At 74.8% G+C, this 11787-nt stretch carries 8 protein-coding genes; 3 read left to right on the top strand and 5 right to left on the bottom strand.

All coding sequences use genetic code 11. From position 1 onward, the window contains the following. Positions 1-27: 27 nt before the first annotated feature. The 3 genes from ACZ7H1_RS13515 to ACZ7H1_RS13525 form a co-directional block, all read right to left on the bottom strand. Positions 28-1512 (bottom strand): DUF5719 family protein, encoded by a 1485-nt coding sequence (locus ACZ7H1_RS13515; RefSeq protein WP_470786339.1) that lies wholly within the window; start codon positions 1510-1512, stop codon positions 28-30. Then, positions 1509-5396 carry a glycosyltransferase family 2 protein gene (locus ACZ7H1_RS13520; protein ID WP_470786341.1) on the bottom strand — a complete coding sequence of 1296 codons (3888 nt, stop codon included), beginning with the start codon at positions 5394-5396 and terminating at the stop codon, positions 1509-1511. The genes ACZ7H1_RS13515 and ACZ7H1_RS13520 overlap by 4 nt, the downstream gene beginning before the upstream one ends. Positions 5397-5658: 262 nt before the next feature. Further along, positions 5659-5922: a WhiB family transcriptional regulator gene (locus ACZ7H1_RS13525; protein ID WP_470786343.1), complete on the bottom strand. Its 264-nt coding sequence runs from the start codon at positions 5920-5922 to the stop codon at positions 5659-5661. A 617-nt stretch (positions 5923-6539) separates the two neighbouring features. Between ACZ7H1_RS13525 and ACZ7H1_RS13530 the strand changes: the two genes are divergently transcribed. The 3 genes from ACZ7H1_RS13530 to ACZ7H1_RS13540 all read left to right on the top strand — a co-directional run bounded on the left by ACZ7H1_RS13530 (position 6540) and on the right by ACZ7H1_RS13540 (position 9376). Beyond that, a complete protein-coding gene (locus ACZ7H1_RS13530) occupies positions 6540-7064 on the top strand; it encodes a cysteine dioxygenase (protein WP_470786345.1) in 525 nt (174 codons plus the stop codon). A 63-nt stretch (positions 7065-7127) separates the two neighbouring features. After that, positions 7128-8087 (top strand): 2-phospho-L-lactate transferase, encoded by a 960-nt coding sequence (cofD, locus tag ACZ7H1_RS13535; protein ID WP_470786346.1) that lies wholly within the window; start codon positions 7128-7130, stop codon positions 8085-8087. Beyond that, positions 8084-9376: a coenzyme F420-0:L-glutamate ligase gene (locus tag ACZ7H1_RS13540; protein ID WP_470786348.1), complete on the top strand. Its 1293-nt coding sequence runs from the start codon at positions 8084-8086 to the stop codon at positions 9374-9376. The genes cofD and ACZ7H1_RS13540 overlap by 4 nt, the downstream gene beginning before the upstream one ends. Positions 9377-9457: 81 nt before the next feature. On the opposite strand, the gene ACZ7H1_RS13545 is transcribed toward ACZ7H1_RS13540, so the two are convergent. Together ACZ7H1_RS13545 and manB are read right to left on the bottom strand one after the other, a co-directional pair. After that, entirely contained in the window at positions 9458-10480 is a 1023-nt protein-coding gene (locus ACZ7H1_RS13545) for a DNA-3-methyladenine glycosylase family protein (RefSeq protein ID WP_470786349.1), read from the bottom strand. A gap of 179 nt (positions 10481-10659) precedes the next feature. Next, positions 10660-11742, bottom strand: a complete 1083-nt coding sequence (gene manB / locus ACZ7H1_RS13550) for a mannose-1-phosphate guanylyltransferase (protein WP_470786351.1) — start codon at positions 11740-11742, stop codon at positions 10660-10662. Positions 11743-11787 lie beyond the last annotated feature (45 nt).

Raw genomic sequence — 11787 nt, forward strand, 5'->3', positions numbered from 1 at the left:
CAGGGACCGGGTCGGGGCGGGTCCCCGTCAGCGGCCGAGGACCGACAGGTCCTGGGCGGCCTCCGGGACGGCGACCGTGCCCCTGTCGTCCTGGAGCGTCTGCACCGTGAACATCAGGACGCCCTCGTCGTCCGGCAGCGCCAGGGTGCGCGCCGCGTGCACCGGGCCGCTCCCCGGCGCCGTCTCGACCGTCAGCGCGTACGAGCCCTTGAGCCCGGACGGGACGGGCGGCTTGACGGCCAGGGTGGTCCCTGCCTTCACCGTGTACGTCTTGGAGACCGGCGTGCCCGCTCCGGTGCCCGCGGAGGCGGTGACCTTGACGGTCGCGTCCGCGGCGGGCGCCGTCAGGGAGAGCGTGGTCCCGGTGGCGCGGTTGTCGGCGACGCTCGCCCGCGCGCCCACCGGGACGGAGGCGGGGAGGAACGCGATCTCCTGCTTGGCGCCGGTGCCCCGGGTGATCCGCAGCGCGGCCACCACGGGGGTCTTGTGGCGGGCCTCGGCCGGAGCGAGCAGCAGGGAGCCGGGCTCGCCGCGGGTGACGTCCTTGAGGTCGACGGACGCGGTCATCCGGGACTTGACGTGGACGACCTCGTGCCCGGCCGGGGTGATGGAACCCGTGGGCCCGGCCAGCCGCAGCGCGAGGTCGGCGTCGTCCTCGCCGGGGACGAAGACGACCAGCTTGACGGAGGTGGCGTCGGCGGGGATGCCCGGCAGCACCAGCGAGGAGGCGGCCTCCGCGGCGGCGGGCAGCCAGTCGGCGCCCGCTCCGTCCTCCTGGGCCTGGACGGTGGCGCCGACCCGGCCGCTGCGGGTGCTGACGTGGGCCGTCAGGTCGGCGGTGGGCGCCGGGGTCAGGGTCGCCAGCGACACCGACAGGGAGGTCCGGGGCGGCACCTTGAAGCCGTCGCTGCCCGCCGACTCGGACGCGAGCGCCCCGTCGGGGCCGTACAGCTCGATGTCGACGACGGCCGCGGTGTCCTCGTCCGGGTTCGTCAGGTGCAGGTAGTCCTGCCGGGTCTTGGCCGTGCTGGCACCCGGGAACCAGAAGTCGGTGTCGGGGGCCGAGCAGTGGGTCCCGAGCACGCCGCGGGCCGACCCGACCGGCACGGTGGTGGTCTGCTGGGCGGTCCAGCCGGGGGCGAGGAGGCCGTCGGCCGAGCCGGTCAGGGCGGGGGCCTCGGCACCGGAGGCGGTGGCCCCCACGGGCTTGCCGGGCTCCTTCAGGGTGAGCAGCGCCTTGGGGGTCTTGACGGCGGTCACCAGGGCGCCGGTGCCCGTCGTGGCGCTGCCCTGCCCGGCGCGCGCCCCGGCCGGGGTGAAGGCGGTGTACGCCGTCTCGGCCACGTCCGAGCCGCTGGGCACCGGGCACACGAGGGTGCTGCGCTCCACGGGGAGCAGGGCGGCCGGCGCCCCGCCCTCGGCGGGGGCGCCGGGGGCGGTGAAGGCGGCGATGCCGGTGACGGCGGCGAGCGCCGCGGCCACGGCGGCCAGGGTCAGGGGTGCGCGCTTCACTGCTGGTTGCTCCCGTCGGGGCGCCGGTCGTCCCGGGTGTCGTGGGCGTCGTCGCGGTAGGGCTGGTACGGGTCGCCGTCGGCGTGCTGCCCGGGGTACGGCGGGTGGCCGGGGTACGGCGGGTGGCCGGGGTACTCCGGCGCCGCGCCCCGGGTGTGGCTCCCGTCGGCGTAACCGGAGTCGGGGTAGCCGCCGTCCGTGTAGCCGCCGTCCGCGTAGCCCGCCGCGGGGTGGCCGGGCTGGTCCTGCGGGTACGGGTAGCCGGGCGCGGGGTGGCCCTGGCCGGACTGGGGGTCGTAGCCCTGTTCGGGGGCGTAGCCGGGGTGCGGGTCGTAGCCGGGCTGGGGGTCGTAGCCGGGCTGGGGGTCGTAGCCGGGCTGGGGGTCGTACGAACCGGTCTGGGGGTCGTGGCCGGGCGGGCCGTAGTCCGTGCCGGCCTGGGCGTACGGGTCTGCCGTGGCCGGGGCCGGGGCGTAGGCGGGGCTGTCCCACTGGCCGTAGTCGGGCTGGGCGGGGACCCCGGCGAAGGCGTCGTCGTCCTGCTCGGCCGCGGCGGGGACGGCGTACGGGTCGGCCTGGCCGCCGTGCTCCTCACCGGCAGCGGCGGCGGCCTCTGCGCGCAGCCGGCGGGCGCGGCGGCCTTCGCCGTCGACGGGCTGGGCCGGGACGGCAGCCTCCTCCTCGGGCAGGTCGTCGTCCAGCTCGCGGCGGCGGCCCGGCAGGGCCATCACCAGCAGCAGTACGGCCAGCGAGCCCTGCACCCAGTGCCAGCCCGCGGCCGCGAAGGAGTCGCGGTAGGTGAGGTCGAGGCGGCCGCCCTCGGCAGGGAGTTCGAAGCCCTGGGCCCAGCCGTCGAGGGTCTTCCCGGGGAGCGCCTTGCCGTCGAGGGTGGCCTGCCAGCCGGGGGCGGCGGTGTCGGCGATGCGCAGGACCCGTCCGGCGGGTCCTGCGGGGATCTGGGTGTGTGCCTCGACGGGGCCCGCGGCGACCGGGATGGGGTCCTCGCCGGTTCCGGCGGTGTCGCCGGAACGGATGACGGCGCGGGCGACCTGTCCCTTGACCTCCCACAGGGAGATCCCGTCGAGCTTGCTGAGGCGGTTGAGGCCGGGGGTGGCGTTGAGGACGCGGCCCATCTGCTGCGGGGCGCCGTCCTTGAGGAGGACGTAGCGCACGGCGTAGGCGCCGAGCTGGTCGGTCTGGTCCGCGCCGGAGCCGGCCACCAGGTTGGCGACGACCTTGTCGAGGCGGGGGTCGGTGCCGTTGGCGGCGGCGACCTCGGCGTCGCCGAGGCGGCCGCCGGAGCCGCGGACCAGGGTGTACGAGACCTTCGCGGGCGAGTCGCCGACGAGGACGAGGGTGCGGGGCTGGTCGCGGGAGCCGCTCATCTCGGCGACGAAGGCGGGCACCTGGACGGGGTCGCGGCGGGTGAGCGGGCCGTCGGCGCCGGAGAGCATCCAGCCGGCGGCGGCGACCAGGGGGGCGGCCACGGCGGCGAGGGCGATCAGGGCGGCGAGCGGCTGGCGCCAGCCGAAGCTCTCGGCGGCGACGCGTTCGCGGGCGCCGTCGGCGCCGAGGACGGCGGCGGCGAGCAGGGCGATGCCGTAGACGAGGGTGGCCGGTCCGGCCCAGCCGGTGCGGTTGACGAGGACGGCGAAGGCGAGGCCGGTGAGGGCCACCGCCCATGCGGCGCGGATCGCGAACTGGCGCTCGCCGCGCAGCAGGGCGGCGAGGGCGGCGAGCAGGATGCCGACGAGCAGCAGGCCGCCGGTGGTGCCGGGGCCGCCGGGGCTGGTGCCGAGCAGGCCGAGCGCGGTCGCGGAGCCCTGTCCGTAGGGCAGTCCGGCCTCGCGCAGGAACGCGCCGGGGTCGCTCAGCAGGGAGAGCGACCAGGGGGCGAGGACCAGCAGCGGGGTGAGGGCGACGGCGAGGAAGCGCGGGGCGTACGTCTTGAGGGAGCTGCGGTGCAGGACGAGCGCGGCGACGCCGAGGAGGACGGCAAGGGGCCAGACCACGGGGGTGAAGGCGGTCGTCAGGGTGAGCAGGAGGGTGTACGTCCACACGGCGCGCCAGCTGCCCTTGGCGCCGTCCGCGCCGCCGAAGCCGTACGCGGCGACGCCCGCGCGGGCCGCGAGCGGGAGCAGGACCGCGAGGACGGCGGTGCCGAGGCGGCCGCCCGCGAGGGCTCCGGTGACGGCCGGCAGGAAGGCGTAGGCGATGGCCGCCCAGGCGCGCAGCAGCCGGGACTCGACGAGCGGGCGGGAGGCGAAGTAGGCGGTCAGTCCGGCGAGCGGCACGGAGCAGACGAGGAGGAGGGTGAGGGCGGTCTCGGTGGAGCCGAGGAGGAGGGTGGCGAGGGCGGCGAGCACCGCGAGGTAGGGGGGTGCGGTGGCGGTGCCGCCGGTGCCGACGGCGTGCCATTCGCCGAGGTAGGCGTTCCAGAGCGCGGAGGCGCTGCCGGGTGCGGGCAGCAGGGCCCCGCCGGTGAGGGAGCCGCCGGCCAGCAGGGCGCGGCAGGCGACGAGGGAGACGAGCAGGAGCAGTCCGAAGAGGACGGGTGCGGGCTTGCGGGCGATCCGCTTGATGCGCGCGAACTGCTCGATCTCCAGGAAGTCGGCGTCGTCGCCGCCGGGCCCGGATTCGACGGCCCCGCCGTGGCGGCCGGCGTTGCCCGGTTCGGTGTCGCGTCCCGCGCCGAGGTATCCGGCGATCTGTTCGACGGTGGCGCGGAGGGTGGCTCCGGGCGGCGGGAAGAGGGGGCGCAGTTCCTTGGCGGGTACGGCGGCGCGGCCCCGGCGGCGGCGGGCGGAGAGGATCCGGCCGGGGCGCAGCAGGGGCCGGATGAGGCCGCCCGCTTCTTCGACGGCCTGGCCGGGTGCCTTGCCGACGAGATAGGCGAGGGTGCGCAGGACGGTGCCGAGGAGGAGGCGGAGCAGGACGTAGGGGAGTCCGGCGGCCGGGGTGTTGACGAGGAGGGTGTGGACGGCGCCGGCCTTGTCGACGCGGTGCGGTCCGGCGACGCTGCGGCCGGCGCAGTCGATGGGGCGGCGTTCGCGGGCCGAGGCCTCGGCGTGGCGCAGGACGGCGTCGGGGGCGACGAGGACGGTGTGGCCGGCGGACTGGGCGCGCCAGCACAGGTCGACGTCGTCGCGCATGAGGGGCAGGCGCCGGTCGAAGCCGCCGAGCTGGTCGTAGACGTCGCGGCGCACGAGCATGCCGGCGGTGGAGACGGAGAGGACGGTGCGGACCTGGTCGTGCTGGCCCTGGTCCTGTTCGCGGCGGTCGAGGCCGGTCCAGCGGCGGCCGCTGTGGGCGATGGTGACGCCGGCCTCGAGGAGCTGCTTGCGGTCGTACCAGCCGCGGAGCTTGGGGCCGACGACGGCGGCTTCCGGGTTCTCGTCGGCGACGCGCAGGAGTTCGGTGAGGGCGTCGGGCTCGGGTGCGCAGTCGTCGTGCAGCAGCCAGAGCCACTGGACGGGCTCGCCGTGCGGCAGCTCGGGGAGGTCGTAGGTGTCGTCGCGCCAGGTGCGGCTGACGGGGTCCCAGCCGCTGGGGCGCTTCAGATAGGGGAGCTCTTCGGGGGTCGGCACGCCGGCGGAGCGGACGGCCTCGTCGACGGCGGTGCCGAAGCCGGTGCGGCGGGCGAGGTGCAGGACCCGGTCGTCGCCGAGGGCCTCGGAGAGCAGCCGGGCGGAGTCGTCGGCGCTGCCGGTGTCGGCGGCGACCCAGTTCTGGACCGGGCGTTCCTGGCCGAGGAGGCCCGAGAGCGCCTGGGGGAGCCAGCGGGATCCGTCGTGGGCGACGAGGACGGCGGTGACGACATGCCGTGGGAACTCGGGGGCGGCGGCCGACGCGTAGGGGGCCGTCGAGTGGCTGTGCACGGACATCGCGGTACGGGCCCTCCGGCCGGGGGACCGGGGGTCGTGCCCCCGGAGGCTGCTGGACAGCGCCCCACACTAACGGCTGCGCACACAGCGGTCCGCCTCCTGCGGGGAAGGGGCAGGAGGCGGACCGTGTACTCGGTGTGCGCGACGCGTCCGGCACGTTGGGCGGGTTGCGTCGTTTGTTTCGCTTGTGCCGTTCCCGGCCCGGACGGAGAGGCTCCGTTTTCGGCTGCGCCCTACGGGTGCGCGCCGTCAGATCGCCCCGTCAGATCGCGGCCTTCTTCAGTCGACGGCGTTCACGTTCGGACAGACCGCCCCAGATTCCGAAGCGTTCGTCGTTTGCAAGGGCGTATTCGAGGCACTCGGAGCGGACCTCACAGGCGAGGCAGACCTTCTTGGCCTCGCGGGTGGAGCCGCCCTTCTCGGGAAAGAAGGACTCGGGGTCGGTCTGAGCGCACAGTGCGCGCTCCTGCCACCCGGCCTCCTCGTCCGCCTCCTCGACCAGCAGTTCCTGAAACAGCTCGGTCATGTGCGCCCCTCGTCTGTCTTTGTGCGTCCCCGTGCTGATGCCGTCACCGAATGCGGTCAAACGACACGAGTGAAATTACAAGTGCGTGGATCCGGGGCAGTCAAGCCGAGATCTGCTATTGGGCCCCTTATTCACTCTGCGGAACCAAGCGTATGCAGAAAGTGTTCATATCGCCAAAAATCGTGACACATGCCACATGCATGACGCGGCTCGGCAACCTCACCCGTAACGGACGCGTTGCGACGCGACCCTGTTGCAGTCCGGCGGCAGAAGCGGCGTGGATCACATTCCGGTCACGACGTGACGTTGTGTGCGGGCTCGGCAGTGCGCCACATCCCCCGCCCAGAGGTGCACAAACCTTTCTCCGCGCACGGTAACCGGATGAGGTGAAAGTTTTCTCTCAAACCGGACATTGGGTTGACAGTCGCCCCCTCGGAACGGTCTCCTTGTCCCCATGTCAGCGACCGCAGCGCACTCCGGGACCCCCATTCGTGGGTTCTTCGGCGCTGCCCAGGTCCGCTGTTGCTGTTGCAGCTGTTGATGCCTCCAGAGATCCGGCTACATCCCCCACGGCAACGCGACCCCCGCGTCTGACACACGTCGAGGACACCCTCCCCATGAACAGCGACAGCGACCTCCAGATCGCCGGCGACATCCTCGCCGTCCAGCACCTGCTCCAGCCCGCCAAGCAGCACCCCACCACCGTGGCCGAGTTCGTCGGCCTCGCCCGGTCGGTCGCCGCGGACCGCGCGGAGTGGGAGCACCTCGTCGAGTACGACGCCACGACCCGCTGGTACCACCGCCTGCGCACCGGCCCCGGCTACGAGGTCTGGCTGCTCAGCTGGGTCCCCGGCCAGGTCAGCGGACTGCACGACCACGGCGGTTCGTCCGCGGTCATGACCGTCCTCGACGGCGAGCTGACCGAGCGCAACCAGCGCGGCCACCTGGCACTGGGCGCGGGCAGCGAGCGGGTCTTCGCCCCCGGCCACGTCCACGAGGTCGTCAACGACTCCCTCGAACCGGCCGTCAGCCTGCACGTCTACTTCCCCGGCCTCACCGAGATGCCGATGCACAGCGGTCCGGCGACGGCGTACGGGGCGCTGCACCACGCCCCTTCCCCGCAGGACGCACTCAGCGCCTGAGGTCCCGCCCGTCTGCCGACCACCGCCCCCCGGCGGACGGCCTGCGGCTGACACACTGTCCGCATGCGCATTGTTGTACTGGCCGGCGGTATCGGCGGCGCCCGCTTTCTCCGCGGACTGAAGTCGGCCGTGCCCGACGCGGACATCACGGTCATCGGCAACACCGGTGACGACATTCACCTGTTCGGGCTGAAGGTGTGCCCCGATCTGGACACGGTGATGTACACCCTCGGCGGTGGCATCAACGAGGACCAGGGCTGGGGGCGTACCGACGAGTCCTTCACCGTCAAGGAAGAACTCGCGGCGTACGGCGTCGGACCGTCCTGGTTCGGCCTCGGCGACCGCGACTTCGCCACCCACATCGTGCGGACCCAGATGCTCTCGGCCGGCTACCCGCTCAGCGCGGTCACCGAGGCGCTGTGCGACCGCTGGCAGCCCGGCGTACGGCTCCTGCCCATGTCGGACGACCGGGTGGAGACGCACGTCGCGATCGAGGAGCCCGGCACGGGCGAGCGGCGCGTCGTCCACTTCCAGGAGTACTGGGTGAAGATGCGCGCCTCGGTGGCGGCGCAGGCCGTCGTGCCGGTCGGCGCCGAGCAGGCCAAGCCCGCACCCGGCGTGCTGGAGGCGATCGCCGCGGCCGACGTCATCCTCTTCCCGCCGTCCAACCCCGTCGTGTCGGTCGGCACCATCCTGTCCGTACCCGGCATCCGCGAGGCCGTCGCCGAGGCGGCCGCCCCCGTGGTGGGCCTCTCCCCCATCGTGGGCGGGGCGCCGGTGCGCGGCATGGCCGACAAGGTCCTCGAGGCCGTCGGCGTCGAGTCCACGGCCGCCGCGGTCGCCCTCCACTACGGGACCGGGCTGCTGGACGGCTGGCTGGTCGACACCTCGGACGCGGCGGCCGTCGCCGAGGTCGAGGCGGCCGGGATCACCTGCCGCGCGGTGCCGCTGATGATGACGGACACCGAGGCCACGGCGGCCATGGCCCGCGAGGCGCTGGCGCTGGCGGAGGCCTCGCGGTGAGGGGCCCCTCCTACGAGGTGTGGGCCGTGCCCGGCCTCCCCGAGGTCCGGTCCGGAGACGACCTCGCCGCCCTGATCGCGGCGGCGGCCCCCGATCTGGCGGACGGTGACGTCCTGCTCGTCACCTCGAAGATCGTCTCCAAGTCCGAGGGCCGGATCCTCGCCGCGGACTCCCGCGAGGAGGCCATCGACGCCGAGACGGTACGGGTGGTCGCCCGCCGGGGCACCCTGCGGATCGTCGAGAACCGGCAGGGCCTGGTGATGGCCGCGGCCGGTGTCGACGCCTCCAACACCGAGCAGGGCACCGTCCTGCTCCTCCCCGAGGACCCGGACGCCTCGGCGCGGGCCCTGCGCGAGGGCATCGCCTCCGCGCTGGGGGTGTCGGTCGGCGTGGTCGTCACGGACACCTTCGGGCGCCCGTGGCGCAACGGCCTGACGGACGTGGCGATCGGCGCGGCCGGCGTACGGGTCGTGGACGACCTGCGCGGCGCAACGGACTCCTACGGCAACGAACTCAGCGCGACGATAGTGGCCACCGCCGACGAACTGGCCGCGGCCGGCGACCTGGTGAAGGGCAAGGCGGGCGGCCTGCCGGTGGCCGTGGTCCGCGGGCTGCCGCACGTGCTGGGCGAGGGCTCGGCGCGCGAGCTCGTCCGCTCCGCCGCCGACGACATGTTCCGCCTCGGCACCTCCGAGGCCGTCCGCGAGGCGGTCACCCAGCGCCGTACGGTACGGGCCTTCACCGACGAGCCGGTCGACCCGGGCGCCGTACGCCGCGCGGTGGCGGCGGCCGTCACGGCCCCGGCCCCGCACCACACCACGCCGTGGCGGTTCGTGCTGCTCGAATCGGAGCGGGCGCGCACGGAGCTCCTGGACGCGATGCGCGACGCGTGGGTCGCGGACCTGGAGCGGGACGGCAAGTCCCCGGAGTCGATCGCGAAGCGGGTCCGGCGCGGGGACGTGCTGCGCCGGGCGCCGTACCTGGTGGTCCCGTGCCTGGTGACGGAGGGCGCCCACCACTACGGGCACGAGCGCCGGGACGCGGCGGAGCGCGAGATGTTCGTCGTCGCGACGGGCGCGGGCGTCCAGAACTTCCTGGTCGCGCTGGCGGGCGAGCGCCTGGGCTCGGCCTGGGTCTCGTCGACGATGTTCTGCCGCGACGTGGTCCGCAAGGTGCTGGACCTGCCGGAGGACTGGGACCCGATGGGCGCGGTCGCGGTGGGACACGCCGCTGAGGCGCCGCGGGAGCGGGCGCCGCGGGACGCGTCGGACTTCATCGAGGTGCGCTGAGCCGTCCCGGTGCGGAAGGCGGACGTGCCGGTGCCCCCGTGCGGATCGCACGGGGGCACCGGTGCGTGGTGGTGCTCCGGTTCAGAGCTTGCCGATGTCGCCGCGGGGCATGCGGGGGTGGCGGCGGGGAGGGGTGGCGCCCGCGAGGAGGATCAGGCGGGCGGCGCGGTGGCGCTGGCCGGCGTACGGGGAGAGGAGCTCCAGCATCTCGGCGTCGTCGGCGTCGCGGTTGCCCGTGAGGGCGTAGCCGATGATGCCGGGGAGGTGGAGGTCGCCGGTGGTGACGGCGTCCGGGGCGCCGTTGCTGCGCTGGAGGGTTTCGGCGGAGGTCCAGGGGCCGATGCCGGGGATCAGTTCCAGGCGGGCGGCGGCCTCGGAGAGCTCCATGCCGGCGGCCTCTTCGAGGCGTGCGGCGACGCGGGCGGCGCGGACGATGGTGGACGACCGCTTCATGTCCACGCCGGCCTTGTGCCAGTCCCAGGAGGGGATGCGGGCCCAGGTGCGGGCGTCCGGCATCACGTACAGGTCGGGGTGCGCCGGGCCCGGGGCGGGCTCGCCGTACTGGCGGACCAGGCGGCGCCAGGCGCGGTACGCCTCGTCGGCGGTGACCTTCTGCTCCAGGATCACCGGGACCAGCGATTCGAGGACCAGGCCGGTACGGGTCAGGCGCAGCCCGGGGCGGGCGCGGTGGCTGGCGTGGACGAGGCGGTGGCGGGGGACGAAGACGGAGGGGTCGTCGTCGGCGCCGAGGAGGGTGGGGAGGGTCTCGAGGAGCCAGTCGGCGCCCGGGCCCCAGGCCTCGGCCTCGATCGCGCCGCCGCGGGCGGCGACCCGGAGGGTGCCGGGGCCCTGCGGGGTGCGGGTGGCGCGCCAGACGGAGCCGTCGGGGGTGACGCGGAAGGCGGGGTCGGCGGGGCCGCGGCGCAGGGGGCCGAGGGTGAGGCCGAGGTGGGTGGGGGCGGGCGGGGTCCAGCGGCGCGTGGTGCCGGCGGTGGGGGGGCGGGGGGTGGCTGTGGGCGCGGGGGGTGTGGTGGGTGCCTCGGGCACGTCGGTGCGGCCGCCGCGGACGGCGGTGCGGGTGAGGGGGTCGAAGCGGCCTGCCACCCTTCGAGGGTAGCCGGGGCTCTCCCCCACCCCGCCCCTCCTCGAAAACCGGGCTCGTGCCCGGACCCCGCCGGGGCTGCGCCCCCGGACCCCTCCCGGGGCTCCGCCCCGTACCCCGCGCCTCAAAGGCCGGTGGGGCCGGCGGGGGTGGATATGCGGCGGCGGGGCGCCCGGGGTGGTTACTGGTCCGGGGAGAAGCGGATTGATGCCGGGGGGAGGGCGGCGTCGCACCAGATGCGGGCGCCCGTCGTCAGTTCGTTGTCCGGGCCCACCGATGCGCCGTCGCCGATGACCGAACCCGTCACCGTGGTGCGGGCGCCGATGCGGGCGGCGGGGCCCACGTACGAGTCGGTGATGACCGCGCCCTCCTCGATCACCGCGCCCGGGAGGATCGCGCTGCCGTGGATGCGGGCGCCGGAGGCGATGGACGCCCCGGGGGAGACCACCGTGCCTCCCGACAGCTTGGCGTCGGCGGCGACCGTCGCGCCCGTGAGGACGAGGGACTCGCCGTGGCGGCCGGGGACCGCCGGGGAGGGGGCGCGGCCCAGGACCAGGTCGGCGGAGCCGCGGACGAAGGCCTGCGGGGTGCCGAGGTCCAGCCAGTACGTGGAGTCCACCATGCCCTGGAGGTGGGCGCCGGCGGCGAGGAGCTCCGGGAAGGTCTCGCGTTCGACGGAGACCGGGCGGCCCGTCGGGATGGTGTCGATGACCGAGCGGCGGAAGACGTACGCGCCCGCGTTGATCTGGTCGGTGACGATCTCTTCGGGCGTCTGGGGCTTCTCCAGGAAGGCCGTGACGCGGCCGGTCCCGTCCGTCGGGACCAGGCCGAAGGCGCGCGGGTCCTCGACGCGGCTGAGGTGGAGGGAGACGTCCGCGCCGGACGTGCGGTGCACGTCGAGGAGGGCCTCGATGTCCAGGCCCGTCAGGATGTCGCCGTTGAAGATCAGGACCGGGTCGTCGGGGCCGGACCGCAGCCGGGAGGCGACGTTGCGGATGGCGCCTCCGGTGCCGAGCGGCTCCTCCTCCGTCACGTACTCCAGGTGGAGGCCGAGGGCCGAGCCGTCACCGAAGTGCGGTTCGAACACCTCGGCCAGGTACGAGGTGGCCAGGACGATGTGCTCGACCCCCGCGGCCCGCGCCCGGGCCAGCTGGTGGGTGAGGAACGGCACGCCCGCCGCCGGGACCATCGGCTTCGGTGTGTTCACCGTGAGCGGGCGCAGCCGTGTGCCCTTGCCGCCTACCAGGAGGATCGCTTCCGTCAAGGTCAAGGTGGTGTCTCTGCTTCCTGCTGCGCCACGGATGGGTGC

The sequence above is a fragment of the Streptomyces sp. NPDC037401 genome (genome assembly GCF_055602345.1).